Consider the following 16,959-nt stretch of genomic DNA (forward strand, 5'->3'; position numbering starts at 1 on the left):
GAACGCGATATCCGAACATCGCTGTCCTTATTCAGATGGGTCCGAGGCGTCCCACGCCACGACGTCGACCGTGCGCCGGCCCCGGGTGTCCACGACCAGGACGGTCGTGCCCTTCGGCAGCTCCGTGTCGGACCAGGCCAGGAAGGTTTCCAAGCCACCCCGGATCCTGATCAGCACCTCCCCGGGGCCCCGCTGCCCGCGGGTGCCGACGAGGAGGACTCCGGTGCGGCCGGCCGGGGACAGGTCGGAGTGCATGCGCCGACCTCCCTCGATGGCCGTCTCGGTGCGGGTTCCCCCCGCTGGCACCATTGTGCTCCCGCCGGCCGCGGGCGGCGGGCACTGTGAGGTTCCGATCAGGAGGCAACCGGACGGCTATACTCCGGAGCGTGACCGTCGAGCAACGCCCCCTGCGCGCCGACGCCCGGCGCAACCGGGAGGCGCTCGTCGCGGCCGCGCGGGAGGTCTTCGGCGCCAAGGGCGTCGACGCCCCGCTCGACGAGATCGCTCGCCGGGCCGAGGTCGCGATCGGCACGCTGTACAACCGGTTCTCGACGCGGGCGGACCTGGTCGAGGCGGCGTTCCTGCCGACGCTGGAAGAGGCGCGGGCGATCGTCGACGAGGCTCTCGAGCGCGAGGACCCATGGGACGGCTTCGTGCTCTTCCTCGAGCGTTCGGTCCGCATGCAGGTCACCGACCGCGGGTTCACCGAGGTGTGCTCGCGGGCGTTCGAGCCTTCGTCGGGACTGGAGAAAGCCAAGCAGGCCAACGCTTCCCGGATCGACCGGATCGTCTCGCGCGCGCAGGAGGCCGGGGTGCTCCGGCCGGACTTCCGCGGCGAGGACCTGGCGATCGTGTTCGCCGCGGCGACGGCGACCCCGGACTGGCGGCGCGCGCTCGGCATCGTCCTCGACGGGCTGCGCGTCCGATGACCTGGCTCGCGGACACCCGCACGTCGTACGACACGGTGGCTTCGAGCTACGCGGAGTTCGCGGCGGACGCCCTGTCGTCGCAACCGCACATGAAGGCGGCCATGACGGTGCTGGCCGGCCAGGTCGACGGCCCGATCGCGGACGTCGGCTGCGGCCCCGGCCACTTCACGGCCCACCTGGCTTCCCTGGGTGTCGAGGCGCTCGGCGTCGACCTTTCCCCGGCGATGATCGACCTGGCCCGCCAGACGCACCCGGAGCTGCGGTTCGAGGTGGGCTCGATGACGGACCTGCCGCTCCCGGACGCGTCGGTCGCGGGGGTACTGGCGTTCTGGTCTCTGATCCACGTCCCGGACGACGACGTCCCGGCGACGCTCCGGCACTTCCGCCGCGTCCTGCGCCCGGGCGGCCACCTGGTGATCGGCTACCACGTCGGGGTGGGCACGCGCCTGAAGACGCAGGGCTACGGCCACCCGATGCGCGTGAACGTCCACCTCCGCCAGCCGTGGTGGCTCGCGAAGCGGGTGCGGGACGCCGGGTTCCCGGATCGAAGCGGAGTGGGCACTCGACCCGGAAAGGGAAGTGTCGCAAGCGATCCTGTTCGCGTCGGTGCCGGACTAGGCGAACGACCGCTCGGCGAAGCTGATCCCGCCGCGCTCGGTGAGCGTGAGCACCTGGGGGACCCGTGCCACGGCGGCGTGCGCAGGTACTGCCGGAACGCGCGAGCCCGCAGCCGGAGGTCGAACGAGTGCCCTTCCAGGTGCCACCGGGAAGTCCTCGTCGGTCCGGACGGCCTTGGTCAGGCCGGATGGCGGGTGCGTCACCACAACCGCTGCCCGACGAACTTCAGGACCTCCGGCAGGATCGCCCGCCAGTACGCGTCTTCGTGCTTTCCCGGAGAAAACCGGGCCACCGCCGGGTTCACCGTCTTCGCGAGCTTCCGGTCCGCGCCCACGAACGGGTCCGACTCGCCGCACCACACGCCCAGGCCGGCCGGGTGCAGGTCTCCGGTGTGCAGCAACGGTTCCTCGGCACGCCAGTTGTCCTCGCCCGAGAACACCTTGCGGCTGCGGGCATCCGGCCAGCTGACGAACAGCGCCGCGCTCGCCGTCGCGACCGCCTTCAGGTCCGGGTGCGCGCGGGCGAAGCGCAACGCGCCGAAGCCGCCCATCGAGATGCCGAACGCCGCCGATGCCGGGCGCAGGTCGCGGGCCGTCAGCCAGCCCGGGACCTCTTCGGTGAGCATGCGCTGGGGGTCGTCGCCGGAGCCGGTGTCGACCCAGTAGTGGTCGCCGTCCAGCGCCGCCACCGCGAACGGCGGGGTGCCCGCGCGCACCACCTGCGTCAACGCCGAAGGGACGTCCAGCGACAGGAACGTGCGGGCTCGCGCGCCGCGGCCGTGCAGGGCCAGGCACACCGGCAGCCCCGCTGCCGGGACACCTTCGGGCGTGATCAGCACCAGGTCGACGTCGGTACCGCGGGCGACGGACTTCATGCGCTGGACCGTCACCGGGTCGTGCAGGGCCGACGGGCGGGTCGGCTCCGGCACCGCGGGCGGCCCGGGTGGCGGGCCGGACGGCGCCGGCGAGCAACCCGCCAGCAGCGTCAGAGCGCTGCCGGCGAGCAGGCCGCGGCGGGAGAGCACGGGGTCAGCCCCGGCTCTCCTCCTCCGCGAACTCGTCGTCGTCCGCCTCCTCGCGAGGCGCCTTGTACGGGTCGGCGTCGCCCGCGTGCTGGGCGCCGGCCGAGCGCCGCGCGACCTCCGCGTCGGCCTCGCGGGCCTTGGCGAGGAGGTCTTCGATCCGCTTCGACTCTTCGGGGATCGTGTCGGCGACGAACGTCAGCGTCGGCGTGTAGCGGACGCCGGTGCCCTGCCCGACCTTGGTGCGCAGCACGCCGCGCGCCGATTCGAGCGCGGCGGCCGCCCCGGCGAAGTCCGGGACGGAGTCCAGCTTCTCGCCGAGCACCGTGTAGTAGACGGTCGCGTCGTGCAGGTCGCCGGTGACCTTCGTGTCCGTGATGGTCACGTGGTCCAGCCGCGGGTCCTTGACCTCGTGTTCGATCGCGGACGCCACGATCTGCGAGATCCGCTTGGCGAGCTTGCGAGCCCGAGCAGGATCAGCCATGTCGTTCTCCTAGAAAGCGCTAATCTTCTGGACCGAGCAGCCGGCGGCGGGCGGACAGGAGTTCGAACTCCGGCCTGCTCGCCACGTACCGCTCACACGAGTCGAGCACGTCCCGGACGTGCTCGCCACCTTCGGCGACCACGGCCACCCCGATGAGGGTCCGGCGGTGCAGATCGCTGTGCCCGGCCTCGGCCACCGACACGGCGAAGCGCTTGCGCACCTCGGCCAGCACCGGACGGACCACGGACCGCTTCTGCTTCAGCGAATGGACGTCGCCGAGCAGGATGTCGAGCTCGAGAGCTCCGACGAACATAGGCAAGTGGGTTTGGTGTAGTAGGGAAGCGCCGGGTGCGTGCGGGACTTCCCGCACGCACCCGGCCCCGAACATCAGGCGCGCGGCTTCTCGCGCTGCTCGTACGTCTCGATCTGGTCGTCGACCTTGATGTCGCTGTACGAACCGAGCGTCAGACCGCACTCGTAGCCCTCGCGGACCTCGACCACGTCGTCCTTGAACCGCCGCAGCGAGCTGATCGGCAGGTTCTCCGCCACGACGGTGCCGTCGCGGAGCAGACGCGCCCGGGCGTTGCGCCGGATCTCGCCGGACATGACCAGGCAACCCGCGATCGTGCCGATCTTGGAGGACTTGAAGACCTCGCGGACCTCCGCGCGGCCCAGCTCGACCTCTTCGTACTCCGGCTTGAGCATGCCCTTGAGGGCCTGCTCGATCTCGTCGATCGCCTGGTAGATGACCGTGTAGTACCTGACGTCGACGCCCTCGCGGGTGGCCCGCTCGGTCGCCTTGCCCTGGGCCCGGACGTTGAACCCGAGGACGATCGCGTCGGACGCGGTCGCCAGGTCGATGTCCGACTCGGTCACGCCACCGACACCGCGGTGGACCACGTTCAGCTCGACCTCGTCGCCGACGTCCAGCTGGAGCAGCGAGGCTTCGAGGGCCTCGACCGTACCCGAGTTGTCACCCTTGATGATCAGGTTGAGGCTGTTCGTCTCCTTCAAGGCGGAGTCGAGGTCCTCGAGGCTGACCCGCTTGCGGCGCGACGCGTTGAGCGCGTTCCGCGTGCGAGCCGACCGGCGCTCGGCGATCTGCCGGGCGACGCGGTCCTCGTCGACCACCAGGAAGGTGTCGCCCGCGCCCGGCACCGAGGTGAACCCGATGACCTGGACGGGACGCGACGGCAGCGCCTCGGTCACGTCGACGTTGTGCTCGTCGACCATCCGGCGGACGCGGCCGTAGGCGTCACCCGCCACGACCGAGTCGCCGACGCGCAGCGTGCCGCGCTGGACCAGGACGGTGGCCACCGGGCCGCGGCCGCGGTCGAGGTGCGCCTCGATCGCGACACCCTGGGCCTCCATGTCCGGGTTGGCCCGGAGGTCCAGAGCGGCGTCGGCGGTCAGCAGGATCGCTTCGAGCAGGCCGTCGATGTTGATGTTCTGCCGCGCGGAGATCTCGACGAACATCGTGTCGCCGCCGTACTCCTCGGCGATCAGGCCGTACTCGGTCAGCTGCTGCCGGATCTTGTCCGGGTTCGCGCCTTCCTTGTCGATCTTGTTGATCGCGACCACGATCGGGGCCTTGGCGGCCTGCGCGTGGTTGATCGCCTCGACCGTCTGCGGCATCACACCGTCGTCGGCCGCCACCACGATCACCGCGATGTCGGTCGAGTTCGCACCACGGGCACGCATGGCGGTGAACGCCTCGTGACCCGGGGTGTCGATGAAGGTGATCAGCCGCGGGTTGCCCTCGAGCTCGGTCTCGATCTGGTACGCACCGATGTGCTGCGTGATGCCGCCGGCCTCGCTCTCGCGGACCTTCGTCTTCCGGATCGTGTCGAGCAGGCGGGTCTTACCGTGGTCGACGTGACCCATGATGGTCACGACCGGCGGCCGGACCTGCAGGTCCTCCTCGCCACCCTCGTCCTCACCGTAGGTGATGTCGAAGGTCTCCAGCAGCTCGCGGTCCTCTTCCTCCGGCGAGACGACCTGAACGTTGTAGTTCATTTCGCCGCCGAGCAGCTCGAGGATGTCGTCCGACACGGACTGCGTCGCGGTGACCATCTCGCCGAGGTGGAAGAGCACCTGCACCAGCGAAGCCGGGTTGGCGTCGATCTTCTCGGCGAAGTCGGTCAGCGAAGCACCCCGCGGCAGCCGGATCGTCTCGCCACTGCCCTTGGGCAGGCGGACGCCGCCGACGCTGGGCGCCTGCATGTTGTCCATGTACTCCTGGCGCTTCTGCCGCTTCGACTTGCGGCCCTTGCGCGAGGGACCACCCGGGCGCCCGAAGGCACCCGCGGTACCGCCACGGCCACCGGGGCCGCCGCGACCGCCGCCGCCACCGCGGAAGCCGCCGCCACCGGCCGGGGCACCCGTGCCACCGCCGGGACGGAAACCGCCGCCACCGCCGCCGCCACCGGGGCCGCCGCGGAAGCCACCGCCGCCGCCACCGCCACCGGGACCGCCGCGGAAACCGCCGCCGCCACCGGGACGACCGCCGCCACCGGGCCCGCCACGGGCACCGCCACCGGGGCCACCACGACCGCCGCCGCCGGGACCGGCGGGACGCTGCGTGCGGCCCGGCATCATGCCGGGGTTCGGGCGCGGGGGCATGTTGCCCGGGCTCGGCCGGTTGCCACCGGCGCCACCGCCGGGCCGCGGGGCCGGACGGTCACCGCCGCCCTGACCGCCACCGGGCCGCGGCGGCCGGCTGTCGCCGCCCTGACCGGGGCCGGGACGGGCCGGGGGACGCGGGGCCGGCGAGCCGGAGCCGACGCCGAACGGGTTGTTGCCGACCCGCGGCGCGCGCGGACCGGGCTTGGGACCGCCGGGCTTGGGGCCCTGCGGCTTCGGCGGGACGACCGAGCCGGTGTTGCCGCCCTGGGCGGGCGCGGCCGGGGTGTCCTGCTTGGGCGCGGCAGGCGTTTCGGCCTTGGCGGCCGGGACCTGCTGCTGGGGTGCGGGCGCGGCGGGCTGCTGACGCGGGCCAGGCCGGGGACCGGGGCGCTGCCCCGGGGTGGCCGGCTTCGACGCCGCGGGCGCCTGCTGCTGGGGTGCGGCCGGAGCCGGAGCGGGCGCCGCCTGGGCCGCCGGCGCCTGCTGGGCAGGTGCGGGGGGCTTCGGGGCGGCGGGCTTCGCGGCCGGCGGGCCGGGGCGCGCCGAGGGGCCGGGGGTGGGCTTCTTCGCGCCCTTGGGCGCATACGCGTCGCGCAGACGGCGGGCGACGGGCGCCTCGACCGTGGACGACGCGGACTTGACGAACTCGCCCTGTTCCTTCAACTTCGCGAGAACGTCCTTGCTGGTGATGCCGAGCTCCTTCGCGAGCTCGTGTACGCGGGCCTTGCCTGGCACAACTCTCCTCATCTAGGGGAGGCCAGGCGGAGAACCCGCTGACCTCGTCCTTATTGTCTGACGCTCATGGCTTCAGCTTCACGGCTGACTCATGACGGGTCGACCTGCTTCCTTGATTCCTCGCGACCCCGGGGACGTCCCGGGGTCGTGGTGCGGGGTGGTGCGCTCGACGTGCTCGCGGACCTCGCGGGCGTCCAGCGCTCCCGGAGCCCGCAGGGCTCTCGGGAAGGCTCTCCGCCGTTCGGCCTTGGCCAGGCAGTCCGGGTCGGGGTGCAGCCAAGCCCCCCGGCCCGGCAGCCGCCGACGTTCGTCGACGACCACCCGCCCGGCCACCGCGACCACGCGCAGCAGCTCACCGATCAATGCCCGCCGCTTGCAGCCGACACAAGTCCGCACCGGGGAATTCCGGTGGGGCTGGTGCTCGGCTACCCGCCGCGGGCTTCGAACCACTCCTGAGTCTAGCGCTTCGACCTTCACTCAGCCGAACCGGTTGTCGCGGCGGGCCGCGACGGACTGGCGTGGTCTTGATCACCCTCGTCGTCCGCCGGCGCGGCGTCGCTGCGGATGTCGATCCGCCAGCCGGTCAGGCGGGCGGCGAGGCGGGCGTTCTGGCCCTCCTTGCCGATCGCCAGCGACAGCTGGAAGTCCGGCACCACGACGCGGGCGGTCTTCGCCCGCTCGTCCACGACTCGTACCGAAACAACCTTCGCCGGGGACAGGGCATTCCCCACGAACCGGGCCGGGTCCTCGGAGTAGTCGATGATGTCGATCTTCTCGCCGGCCAGCTCGCTCATCACGTTGCGCACGCGCGCCCCGACCGGGCCGATGCAGGCGCCCTTGGCGTTGACGCCCGGCACGGTGGACTTGACCGCGATCTTCGTGCGGTGCCCGGGCTCGCGCGCGACGGCGGCGATCTCGACGGTCCCGTCGGCGATCTCCGGGACCTCCAGCGCGAACAGCTTGCGCACCAGGTTGGGGTGCGAGCGCGAGAGCGTGATCTGCGGGCCGCGGTTGCCGCGCGAGACGGTGACCACGTACGCCTTGATCCGGCTGCCGTGCTCGTAGGACTCCCCCGCCACCTGCTCGGCGGACGGGAGGACACCCTCGGTGTCCCCCACCTGGACCACGACCATGCCGCGGGCGTTGGCGCGGGCGTCGCGCTGGATCACGCCGGCGACGATCTCGCCCTCCTTGGTGGAGAACTCGCCGAAGGTCTTCTCGTGCTCGGCGTCGCGCAGCCGCTGCAGGATGACCTGGCGCGCGGTGGTGGCGGCGATCCGGCCGAAGCCCTCGGGGGTGTCGTCCCACTCCTCGTCGACCTGGCCGTCGTGGGTCAGCGTGTGCGCGAGCACGCGCACCAGGCCCGTCTTGCGGTCGATGTCGATGCGGGCGTGCGGCTCGTGGCCCTCGGTGTGCTTGTACGCGGTGAGCAGGGCCGTCTCGATGGCCTCGATCACCGTTTCGAAGGGGATGTCCTTGTCCCGTTCGATCGCCCGCAGCGCGGCGATGTCGACGTTCACTTCGACCCCTTCTCCGTCTCGGCCGCGATCATGCCGGACGCGTCGTCTTCGAGCAGTTTCAGGTCCTCGGCGGGCGGCTGCTTGAACTCGATCTCCACGACCGCCTTCGCCACGTCGGCGTAGCGGACGTCGCGGACCTTGCCGCCTTCGAGGACGCGGGCGGCGGCTTCGCCCGCGTGACCGACCCGGCCGACGAACGGCGCGCCCTCCGCCGGGGTGATCTTCACCAGGCGGAACCGCGCGCGCCGCCAGTGCCGCGGCTGGGTCAGCGGGCGGTCGAGACCCGGCGAGGTGACCTCCAGCGTGTACGCGCTCGCGAGCACGTGCTCGTTTTCGTCGAGTGCGGCCGAGACCTTGCGGCTGACCTCGGCGACCTCGTCCAGCCCGACCCCGTCGTCGGCGTCGACGACGACCTTGACCAGCTGGCGCCGGCCGGCCTGCTGCACCTCGAACGAGTCGAGGTCGAAACCCGCGGCGGTGACGGCTTCGGCCACTATCGGCTGAAGCCGGCTGGCGAGTTCTCCTGGCACGTGGGGCTCTCCTAGGTTGCGCGGGTCGGTGGTGGACCAGCTTATCCGGTCGCCCGGTCACCCCGCGCGAGCGGCGGGGCCACCCCGGGGCCTGGCAGGATGGGCCGACGTGACCGCGAGACCGACCGACCTGACCCGTCGAGCCGCCCTCCGCGCCGGGGCCCTGGCCGTGCTGGCCGTCCCCCTGGCCGCCTGCGGGCCCGGCTACGACGAGAGCCCCGACCCGCTGCAGCCCCTGCTGGCCGCCGCCGAGGCGGACGCCGCCGCCGCGCGGGCACTGGCCAAGGGCGAGAACGCCGACGTCGCCGGCCAGCTCGCCGACGCGCGCGCGGCCCACGCGGCCGCCCTGAAGTCCGAAGTGGACCGGCTGAACCGCCCGAAGCCGCCGGCGTCCGCGACGCCCCCGGCCCCGGCCGCGCTGGGCGAGCTGAAGGAGCGGCTGGCGACCGCGCGCAAGCAGGCCGAAGACCTCGTCGGCGGGCTGCCGCGCTACCGCGCCGGCCTGGTCGCGGCGGTGGCGGCCGGTTGCGCGGCGCTGCAGCGCACGGCCCCGGCGCTGGGACCGGGCGAAGACGCGCCGGCCCCCGCCGCGCCCTCGGGTGCCGTGCCCGCGGAGACGGTCGACCCGCTGCAGACGGCCCTCGCCGCCGAGCACGCCGCCGTCTGGGTGTACGGCCTGGTCAGCGCGTTCCTGCCGGGCGACTTCGGGGACGCCGAAAAGGCCGGCGCCGCGGAGCACGCGGTCCGCCGCGACCTGCTGCAGACGATGCTGTCGGCGGCCGGGGCGACGCCGGTCGCGCCGGAAGCGGCGTACGTGCCGAAGAAGCCGGTGACCGACGCGAAGTCGGCGGCCCTGGTGGTCGCGACCGCCGAGGCCGACTGTGCGAACGCGTGGCTGGCCGTGGTGAACCACACCGACGACGGCGCCTTGCGCACGACGGCGCTGCACGCCCTGGTGGCGGCTTCGCGGCGCGGGACGCCGTGGCGCTCCGAGGCGGACGAGAAGCCAGTGGCCATCGCCCTGCCCGGGCAAGCGGGCTGAGGTGCCTCAGGAGTGGAAGTCCGCGGACAGGCGCAGGGCGTCGTCCGCGATCTTCTTGAGCAGGGCCGCGTCCGTGTGCTTGGCGTAGAAGTCGGCCAGCACGATCGTCGTGTTCGTGCCGTCCACCTTCGAGGCGAACGCCGCGTCTTCGCTGCTGACGCTCGGCGTGCCCGGCTCCTTGTACGTCTTGTCCCGGACCAGGTCGGAGACGTTGCCGGTGTTGTCCTGCTCGGTCAGCGTCTTGAGCGCCTTCGCCTTCGACGAGTCCGGCATCCCGACCAGCACCACGGACACCAGCGCCTTCGCGCCGCCCGACTCGGTCGTGTAGAGCGCGCGGGTCAGCGACTGGCACGGGCTGTCCTGGAAGAAGTCCTTGGTCTTGCCGTACGACTTCGCGGCGCAGTCGGTGGACTTCGCCGGCCCGGAGACCAGCGTGAACTTGTACAGCCCGGAGTTCTGGGCCGGCTGCTGGCCGACCGGCTCGTCCGGCGTCGAGTCGTGCCGGATCAGGAACCACAGCAGCCCGGACACGACGGCGATCGCGACCAGCCCGGCGCCCCTGAGCAGCAGGGACCGGGTGTCGCGCGCCGGCGGTCCCGGCACGGGCGGGCGGGGCTGCGGGGGCACCGCGCCCAGCGGGGCCGTGTCGGACGGGCCTGGGGTGAAATGCGCACCAACCACGGGTCCATACGGTAGTTCACCCCCGCGTGGCCGTTCACTCGAATGCGCGTAAGACGCGTTCGACGTCGTCAGCGGTGTTGTAGAGGTGGAAACCGACGCGCACCCGGCCGCCGCGCAGGCTCGACACGATCCCCGCGGCCGCGACCCGCTCGGGCTCGGCGTCGAGCGAGACGATCGCGGTGCCGCGCGGCGGCAGGCCCAGCTTCTCGAGCAGCCGGTCGGCCAGGCCGGTGTTGTGCGCCGCGACCTGCGCGAGGTCGAGGCCGCCGAGCCACTCGAGCGCCGCGGCCGCGCCGACCTGGGCGAGCCAGACCGGGGAGAGGTCGAACGCGCGGGCGTCGCCGGCCAGGCGCAGCGGCAGGCCGTAGACGGTCGCCCACGGGTCCTGCCCGGCGTACCAGTTCGCCGCGACCGGCCGGGTGCGCCCGGCCGCGTCGGGCCGCACGTACAGCCACGCGCAGCCACGCGGCGACAGCAGCCACTTGTAGCCCGCCGCGACGACCCAGTCCGCCCAGGCGACGTCCAGGGGCAGCCAGCCGACGGCCTGGGTGGCGTCCAGCAGCACGGCCGTCCCGGCCGCCCCGGCCGCGGCCCGCAGGGCGGGGAGGTCGACGATCCGGCCGTCGGCGGACTGGACGACGCTCACCGCGACGACGTCGTGCCCCTCGACCCGCTCCGGCAGCACTTCGAGGGGCACTTCGGTCACTGTGACGTCCTGCGCCGCGAACGGGAACGTCACGCTGGTGAAGTCCCCTTCGGCGACGAGCACGCGGGTGCCGGCCGGCAGCGCGGCGGCGACGTTGGCGACCAGCTGCGAGACCGACGCGCCGATGGCGACCCGCCCGGGTTCGGCGCCGAGCAGCCGCGCGAACCCGGCGCGCGCCCGGTCGACGTACGGGTCGAACTCCCCCGGCCGGGTCGCGCCGGTGCGCCAGCGTTCGACGGACTCGGCCACGGCGGCGGCCACCGGCGCCGGCGGGACGCCGATGCTCGGCGTGTTCAGGTAGCCGGGCGGGACGGCGAAGTCGGTTCCGAAGGCACGCATGCCCCCGACTCAAGCAGACCCGGCAACCCGGTTACGGCAGCAGCGCGGTGACGTCGGCGTAGCCGGGCGGGCTCAGCGGCAGCTCGCCGCCGTCCCGGACGGCCAGCGCGGTCCCGGCCGCCGCGGCGAGCGCCATCCGGTACGGCAGCGAGCCCAGGCTGACCCGGGCGACCCCCAGCTCGGCCAAGCCGGCGAAGGTGACCTTGCCGGGCAGGAACAGCAGGTTGACCGGCAGGCCGGCGGCGACGATCCGCTCGACGTCGCCCGGTTCGGCGAGCCCGGGCACGAAGACGCCGTCCGCACCCGCCGCCGCATACGCCTTCACCCGCGCCTCGGCCGTCCCGGCCGAGCGGTCGCCGGCCCAGTGGGTGTCCGTGCGGGCGTTGAGGAACAGGCCCGGGACGCGGTCCTTCACGGCCTCGATGAGGGCGGTCTGGACGCCGACCGGGGCGAGCGAGCCGTCGGCGCGGCCGTCTTCGAGGTTGACGCCGGCCGCACCCGCTTCGGCGAGTTCCGCGGCGAGGTCGGCCACGGCGGCGGGATCGGCGCTGAAGCCGTCGGCGATGTCCACGCTGACCAGCACGTCCAGCCGGGCCAGGCGCTTCGCGAGGGCGACGGTCGCGGCCCGCGTCGACGGCGCGCCGTCCGGTTCGCCCGCGGCGGCGGACACGCCGAGGCTGGTGGTGCCGAGGGCCCGGAAGCCTTGCGCGGCGAGGAAGGCCCCGACGCCGAACTCCCAGGCGTTGGGCAGCAGCAGCGGGTTGCCGGGGACGTGCAGGGCACGGAAGTCGTCCATGCCCTCGAACCTAGGCGGGCGAAGCTTCGGCGGGCGCCGAACTCACGCCGACGCGGGGGTGTGCTCCGCGTCGTAGGCGTCCCGGGCCTCCTGGACCGCCGTCATGTGGCGGCGGGCCCACTGGTCCAGCACGTCCAACGGCTCGGACAGGTTGCGGCCCAGCGAGGTCAGCTCGTACTCGACCTTCGGCGGGATCACCGGGTACGCCGTGCGCGTGAGGATGCCGTCGCGGACCAGGCTGCGCAGCGTCTGGGTCAGGACCTTCTGCGAGATGCCGTCGACGCGGTGGCCGATCTCGGTGAAGCGCAGCGGGCCGTCCTTCAGGGCACCGACGATCAGCACCGTCCACTGGTCGCCGATGCGGTCGAGCAGCTGGCGGGTCGGGCAGTTGCGGTCGTACGGGTTCGTCAGCACGCGCGTCTCCTCACTTTCCGCAGGAGAGTAACACGCCGATCAGGCAGTGGCGGCCATCAAGGCCGTGAACAGGATCCGCAGGTGGTGGCGGGCCCGTTCCCAGCGCGCCTCCAGCTCGTCCTGGTCCCGCGTGGCCCAGCTGGCGATGAGGATTCCGCGCACGACGTCCATCGCCGTGTACACCGCGTGCAGGAACTCGTGGTGCTCCGCGTGGTCCGGCAGCAGGGCCCGGCCGAACTCGACCAGGCTGGACGTCGCGATCGGCTCGACGACCGCCATCTGCCCGCGCAGCTCCGGGTCGGTGCGGGCGGCCACCCACAGCTCGACCGTCGCCGAGAACACCGGCCCCTGGTGCATCTCCCACATCAGCTGCAGCGCGTCGCCCACGGGGTCGCTCGACGCGCGGAGGCGGTCGAGCTCGGCCATCGCGACCTGCGTGCGCTTCTCGGCCAGGTGCCGGATCGCGGACGTCACCAGGTCGGCCTTCGTCGGGAAGTGGTGCACCTGCGCGCCGCGCGTGACGCCGGCGCGGTCGGCGACGCGGGTGGTCGTCGTGCCCGCGTAGCCGTACTCGACGAGGCAGTCGATCGTCGCGTCGAGCAGCCGGACGCGCATCGCCGCGCTGCGTTCCTCCTGGGTGCGGCCGGTCGATCCCCGTCGTGGCGCTGACATGCGCCTACTTTATGGGGCCACGCGCGCCTCGGTCGCGGCGACCAGCCCGGCCACCACCCGCTTGATGAACACACCGAGGAAGCGCCGGTAGAACCAGCCGGTGCCGGGGATCTTCGCCGTGAACGTCGAGTGCCAGTGGATCTCCGTGCCGCCGTCCAGCGGCGAAAGGTCGACGTAGGCGACGTAGTCCCGCAGCGGCAGGCCGTGTTCGAGCGCGTAGCCGAACCGGCGGCCCGGCTCCAGCGCGACGATCTTCTCGTACGAGCGGGTCCGGCCGGTCCGGAACAGGCGGACCGCGCCCAGCCCTTCCGGCTCGTCCTTCCCTTCTCTGACCAGCTCGAACGAGCCGAGCGGCGACCACGACGGCCAGCTCGCGCCGTCCCTGAGCAGGGCGTACACGGTGCCGGCGGGCGCGGCTGTCCGGCCACGCACCGAAATCTTCTGTACCATTTGGTACGTGTACCATTTGGTACATGATCGACGCAAGCCCGCGCCGGAAGCTCCTGGACGCGGCCATCGACCGCATCGCCCACCACGGCGGCGCGGCCCGGAGCCTGCGCGCGCTGGCCACCGACCTGGGCACCAGCCACCGGATGCTGATCTACCACTTCGGCTCGAAGGAAGGCCTGCTCACGGCGGTCGCGCGCGAGGTGGAGGCCCGGCAGCGGACAGCGCTGGCCGACCTGGACCCGGCGGGCTTCTGGCGCCGGCTCACCGACGACGACCTGCGCGCGAACGAGAAGCTCTTCTTCCAGCTCTACGGCCAGGCCCTCGGCGGCACCCCGGGCACGACGGAGTTCCTCGACGGCGTGATCGACGACTGGCTCGGCCCGGTCGAGGCACTGCTGGCCGAGCTCGGCGTCCCGGAAGCCGACCGGCCCGCGTACGCCCGGCTCGGCCTCGCCGTCACGCGCGGGCTGCTGCTCGACCTCGTCACGACCGGGGACCGGGCCGCCGTCGACGCGGCGATGGCCAGGTTCCAGGCCCTCTTCGAGCACGCCTTTACACAGCCCGAACACTAGGCGGACGCCCTCCGAACACCGCCCCGCGAGAGTTCTCCTCACAAGCACGACACAAGGGAGACACGATGCGAGGAACCACCTGGACGCGGCTGGCGCTGGCGGGCTGCGGGAGCGCGGCCTGCCTGCTGGTGGCGGCGCCGCTGGCCTCGGCCCAGACCACGTCGCCGGCGCCGGTCGCACCGATCACGCTCAGCCCCGAGGAGTCGCAGCAGGTCTGCGGCGACTGGGTGCCGAAGCTGGAGAAGCGCGCCGAGAACCTGCAGAAGCGGATCAACGGCGGCCCGGAGGTGGCCGGGTCGGTCGCGAACCTCAAGGCACGCGCCCAGGACCAGCGCGCCGCCGGCCACGAGGACCGCGCCAAGAAGCTCGACGACCGCGCCACCAAGCGCCAGGGCAAGATCGGCGAGCTGAACGCGGCGAAGCAGAAGCTCGACGCGTTCGCCACCGCCCACTGCAAGCCGGCCGCCCCGGCGCCGACCAAGTGAGGGCCGCGAGGATCGCGGCCGCGGTCGGGGCGGCCGCGCTCATCGCGCTCGGTTGCTCGGCCTGCCGCGACAACCTGGTCGGCTCGCCGTCCGAGACCGGCGCGCCCGCGTCGGCCGAGCTCAGCGGGATCGAGTCGACGCTCAACGGCGTCGAATCCGACATGAACAGCGATGGCTCGCCCTGACCGGCTAGCGTCTCCCCACTGACGGCGGAGACGGGAGCAGGCATGGGGTCACCGGGGCGCGGCCTCGTCCTCGTGGTCGAGGACGAGGCCGCGATCGCCGAACTGGCGGCGCTCTACCTCAAGCGCGACGGCTTCGGCGTGCACGTCGAGGCCGACGGCGGCCGGGCGCTGGACGCCGTCCGGCGGCTGAAGCCGGTCGCGATCGTGCTCGACATCGGACTGTCCGGAATGGACGGGATCGAGATCTGCAAGGCGCTGCGCGCGGCCGGCGACTGGACGCCGGTGCTGTTCGTGACGGCCCGCGACGACGAGCTGGATCGCCTGCTGGGCCTGGAAATCGGCGCGGACGACTACCTGACCAAGCCGTTCAGCCCGCGCGAGCTCGCCGCCCGGGTGCGGACGGTGCTGCGCCGCGCTTCGGGCGCGTCACCGGCCGCGGAGACGTTCACCGTGGGCGGCACGCGCGTCGACGTCACCTCCCGGCGCGCCTGGGCGGGCGACACGGAGGTCGTGCTGACGTCCACCGAGTTCGACCTGCTCACGCACCTGCTCCGGCACCCGGGGCAGGTACTCTCGCGCGACCAGCTGCTCAGCGCCGTCTGGGGGTACGCCGCCGCGGCGGGGACGCGCACGGTGGACGTCCACGTCGCGCAGCTGCGGGCGAAACTCGGCACGTCGAGTCCGATTCGGACGGTGCGCGGCATCGGCTACGCGGCGGACCCGGCATGAGGGGGACCCTCGCCGGGCGGATCACCTTGGTGTGCCTGGCCGTCGCGGGCGTGGCCGTGCTCGTGGCCGGGCTCGTCGGCGCCCGGCTGATCCGGACCACCGCGGACAACGTGCTGCAGTCGTCGCTGGCCGCGCAGGCCGACGTCGTCGCCTCGCAGCTCGACGAAACCGGCATCGGGAACCGGCTCGGCGTCGGCAAGGTCGCCGACGTCGTGCGCGGCCAGGGCATCTCCGTGGTGGTCCGGCGCGCGGGCGGGCAGGCGGTCGGCGACGGCGTCGCGGTGCAGGCCGCGGGCAAGCTCGGGCTCGGCGCGAACCACTCGGGGCGCGTCACGGTCGCGGGGGCGCAGTACCTCGTCGAGACGCGCGCGGTCGGGAGCCTCGGGGCGGCGTTCGCCCTGGTCCTGCCCGCCCGCAACGCCGAAGCGACGCAACGCGCGTTGGTGCGCAACATCGCGCTGGCATTGGGAATCGGGCTGCTCGTCGCGGCCCTGGCGGGGTTCTTCTCCGGTCGGCTGCTGGGCCGTCCGCTGCGGCGGGCCGCGCTTGCCGCGGGCTCGCTGCGGGCCGGGCGCCGGGACGTCCGGGTACCGGTGGAGGGACCGCGTGAGGTGGCGGAGGTCGCCGGGTCGCTGAACTCGCTGGCCGACGCGCTGGCGCAGAGCGAGGCCCGGCAGCGGGACTTCCTGCTCTCGGTGTCGCACGAGCTGCGGACGCCGCTGACGGCCGTGACGGGGTTCGCCGAGGCGATCGCGGACGGCGTCGCGTCCGGTCCGGACGCCGTGCGGGCCGGGGAGACGATCCAGCGCGAGGCGTTGCGGCTGGAGCGGCTGGTCACCGACCTGCTGGAGCTGGCCCGGCTGGGGGCGGACGAGTTCCGGCTCGACTTCGCGCCGGTCGACCTGGCGGCGCTGCTGCGCGACTGCGCGGAGGTCTGGCAGCTGCGGTGCGCGCGGGAGGACGTGCGGCTGTCGGTGTCGGCGCCCGTTTCGCCGGTCACAGTGGTGGCGGACGCGCGGCGGCTGCGTCAGGTGGTCGACGGACTGGCGGAAAACGCTTTGCGCGTCACCCCGGCGGGGGCCCCGATGGTCTTTTCCCTGTCGGTGTCCGGTGCCGAGGCACACCTCGCGGTCCGCGACGGCGGCCCGGGCCTCGCGCCGGAGGACTACCCGGTGGCGTTCGAGCGCGGCGTGCTGAACGCGCGCTACCGCGACCGCCGCCCGGTCGGCTCGGGCATCGGCCTGGCCCTGGTCCACGGCCTGGTCACCCGCATGGGTGGCAGTCTGGCGGCAGGCCCGGCCCCCGAAGGCGGCGCGGCCTTCACGATCACGTTCCCCCTGCCCTGACCACCGTGTCGTCCCTCCAATCACACGTGTTGACTCTCTGATCACGCATGATGCCTTTCTGATCTGTCCATCAGGGCCCA

At 73.2% G+C, this 16,959-nt stretch carries 21 protein-coding genes and 1 pseudogene; 8 read left to right on the forward strand and 14 right to left on the reverse strand.

Annotation, left to right across the window (positions count from 1 at the left end):
* Positions 1–27: 27 nt before the first annotated feature.
* Positions 28–255, reverse strand: a complete 228-nt coding sequence (locus tag ACWEN0_RS36150; protein ID WP_451983973.1) for a hypothetical protein — start codon at positions 253–255, stop codon at positions 28–30.
* A gap of 131 nt (positions 256–386) precedes the next feature.
* Between ACWEN0_RS36150 and ACWEN0_RS36155 the strand changes: the two genes are divergently transcribed.
* Together ACWEN0_RS36155 and ACWEN0_RS36160 are read left to right on the forward strand one after the other, a co-directional pair.
* Positions 387–929 carry a TetR/AcrR family transcriptional regulator gene (locus ACWEN0_RS36155; RefSeq protein WP_451983975.1) on the forward strand — a complete coding sequence of 181 codons (543 nt, stop codon included), beginning with the start codon at positions 387–389 and terminating at the stop codon, positions 927–929.
* Positions 926–1,547, forward strand: a pseudogene (locus ACWEN0_RS36160) (class I SAM-dependent methyltransferase). Before ACWEN0_RS36155 ends, ACWEN0_RS36160 begins: the two are co-directional and overlap by 4 nt.
* Before the next feature lie 199 nt (positions 1,548–1,746).
* Here ACWEN0_RS36160 and ACWEN0_RS36165 read toward each other — a convergent pair.
* The 7 genes from ACWEN0_RS36165 to rimP all read right to left on the reverse strand — a co-directional run bounded on the left by ACWEN0_RS36165 (position 1,747) and on the right by rimP (position 8,462).
* On the reverse strand, positions 1,747–2,571 hold the full coding sequence (locus ACWEN0_RS36165; RefSeq protein WP_451983977.1) for an alpha/beta hydrolase: 825 nt from the start codon (positions 2,569–2,571) through the stop codon (positions 1,747–1,749).
* Positions 2,572–2,575: 4 nt separating this feature from the next.
* Positions 2,576–3,052 carry a 30S ribosome-binding factor RbfA gene (gene rbfA / locus ACWEN0_RS36170; RefSeq protein WP_451983979.1) on the reverse strand — a complete coding sequence of 159 codons (477 nt, stop codon included), beginning with the start codon at positions 3,050–3,052 and terminating at the stop codon, positions 2,576–2,578.
* A gap of 19 nt (positions 3,053–3,071) precedes the next feature.
* Positions 3,072–3,365, reverse strand: coding sequence for a DUF503 domain-containing protein (locus tag ACWEN0_RS36175; RefSeq protein WP_451983981.1), 294 nt, complete (start codon positions 3,363–3,365; stop codon positions 3,072–3,074).
* Positions 3,366–3,439: 74 nt separating this feature from the next.
* Positions 3,440–6,412 carry a translation initiation factor IF-2 gene (infB, locus tag ACWEN0_RS36180; RefSeq protein WP_451983983.1) on the reverse strand — a complete coding sequence of 991 codons (2,973 nt, stop codon included), beginning with the start codon at positions 6,410–6,412 and terminating at the stop codon, positions 3,440–3,442.
* Positions 6,413–6,490: 78 nt separating this feature from the next.
* The gene (locus tag ACWEN0_RS36185; RefSeq protein ID WP_451983985.1) at positions 6,491–6,808 is read right to left on the reverse strand and encodes a YlxR family protein; all 318 of its coding nucleotides are present in this window, start codon (positions 6,806–6,808) and stop codon (positions 6,491–6,493) included.
* 77 nt (positions 6,809–6,885) lie between these two features.
* Positions 6,886–7,932, reverse strand: coding sequence for a transcription termination factor NusA (nusA, locus tag ACWEN0_RS36190; RefSeq protein WP_451983987.1), 1,047 nt, complete (start codon positions 7,930–7,932; stop codon positions 6,886–6,888).
* The gene (gene rimP / locus ACWEN0_RS36195) at positions 7,929–8,462 is read right to left on the reverse strand and encodes a ribosome maturation factor RimP (RefSeq protein WP_451983989.1); all 534 of its coding nucleotides are present in this window, start codon (positions 8,460–8,462) and stop codon (positions 7,929–7,931) included. Before rimP ends, nusA begins: the two co-directional genes overlap by 4 nt.
* 109 nt (positions 8,463–8,571) lie before the next feature.
* Here rimP and ACWEN0_RS36200 point away from each other — a divergent pair, with 109 nt between their 5' ends.
* On the forward strand, positions 8,572–9,504 hold the full coding sequence (locus tag ACWEN0_RS36200; protein ID WP_451983991.1) for a ferritin-like domain-containing protein: 933 nt from the start codon (positions 8,572–8,574) through the stop codon (positions 9,502–9,504).
* Positions 9,505–9,510: 6 nt separating this feature from the next.
* Here the strand turns inward: ACWEN0_RS36200 and ACWEN0_RS36205 are convergent, their stop codons facing one another.
* The 6 genes from ACWEN0_RS36205 to ACWEN0_RS36230 all read right to left on the reverse strand — a co-directional run bounded on the left by ACWEN0_RS36205 (position 9,511) and on the right by ACWEN0_RS36230 (position 13,562).
* Complete coding sequence (locus tag ACWEN0_RS36205) at positions 9,511–10,107, reverse strand: hypothetical protein (protein WP_451984162.1); 597 nt, start codon at positions 10,105–10,107, stop codon at positions 9,511–9,513.
* A gap of 112 nt (positions 10,108–10,219) precedes the next feature.
* The gene (locus tag ACWEN0_RS36210) at positions 10,220–11,230 is read right to left on the reverse strand and encodes an aminotransferase class V-fold PLP-dependent enzyme (protein WP_451983993.1); all 1,011 of its coding nucleotides are present in this window, start codon (positions 11,228–11,230) and stop codon (positions 10,220–10,222) included.
* Between the two features lie 31 nt (positions 11,231–11,261).
* Entirely contained in the window at positions 11,262–12,026 is a 765-nt protein-coding gene (locus tag ACWEN0_RS36215; protein WP_451983995.1) for an isocitrate lyase/PEP mutase family protein, read from the reverse strand.
* A 42-nt stretch (positions 12,027–12,068) separates the two neighbouring features.
* Entirely contained in the window at positions 12,069–12,440 is a 372-nt protein-coding gene (locus ACWEN0_RS36220; protein ID WP_451983997.1) for a winged helix-turn-helix transcriptional regulator, read from the reverse strand.
* A 39-nt stretch (positions 12,441–12,479) separates the two neighbouring features.
* Positions 12,480–13,055, reverse strand: a complete 576-nt coding sequence (locus tag ACWEN0_RS36225) for a TetR/AcrR family transcriptional regulator (RefSeq protein ID WP_451984164.1) — start codon at positions 13,053–13,055, stop codon at positions 12,480–12,482.
* A 66-nt stretch (positions 13,056–13,121) separates the two neighbouring features.
* Positions 13,122–13,562, reverse strand: a complete 441-nt coding sequence (locus ACWEN0_RS36230; protein ID WP_451983999.1) for an SRPBCC family protein — start codon at positions 13,560–13,562, stop codon at positions 13,122–13,124.
* A gap of 23 nt (positions 13,563–13,585) precedes the next feature.
* Between ACWEN0_RS36230 and ACWEN0_RS36235 the strand changes: the two genes are divergently transcribed.
* The 5 genes from ACWEN0_RS36235 to ACWEN0_RS36255 all read left to right on the forward strand — a co-directional run bounded on the left by ACWEN0_RS36235 (position 13,586) and on the right by ACWEN0_RS36255 (position 16,879).
* On the forward strand, positions 13,586–14,134 hold the full coding sequence (locus tag ACWEN0_RS36235) for a TetR/AcrR family transcriptional regulator (protein ID WP_451984001.1): 549 nt from the start codon (positions 13,586–13,588) through the stop codon (positions 14,132–14,134).
* 65 nt (positions 14,135–14,199) lie between these two features.
* Positions 14,200–14,619, forward strand: coding sequence for a hypothetical protein (locus ACWEN0_RS36240; RefSeq protein WP_451984003.1), 420 nt, complete (start codon positions 14,200–14,202; stop codon positions 14,617–14,619).
* Positions 14,616–14,804 (forward strand): hypothetical protein, encoded by a 189-nt coding sequence (locus ACWEN0_RS36245; protein WP_451984005.1) that lies wholly within the window; start codon positions 14,616–14,618, stop codon positions 14,802–14,804. The genes ACWEN0_RS36240 and ACWEN0_RS36245 overlap by 4 nt, the downstream gene beginning before the upstream one ends.
* 42 nt (positions 14,805–14,846) lie before the next feature.
* Positions 14,847–15,533, forward strand: coding sequence for a response regulator (locus ACWEN0_RS36250; RefSeq protein WP_451984007.1), 687 nt, complete (start codon positions 14,847–14,849; stop codon positions 15,531–15,533).
* A complete protein-coding gene (locus ACWEN0_RS36255; protein WP_451984009.1) occupies positions 15,530–16,879 on the forward strand; it encodes a sensor histidine kinase in 1,350 nt (449 codons plus the stop codon). Before ACWEN0_RS36250 ends, ACWEN0_RS36255 begins: the two co-directional genes overlap by 4 nt.
* The last annotated feature ends 80 nt before the right edge of the window (positions 16,880–16,959 follow it).

The organism is Amycolatopsis sp. NPDC004378, from assembly GCF_053602455.1.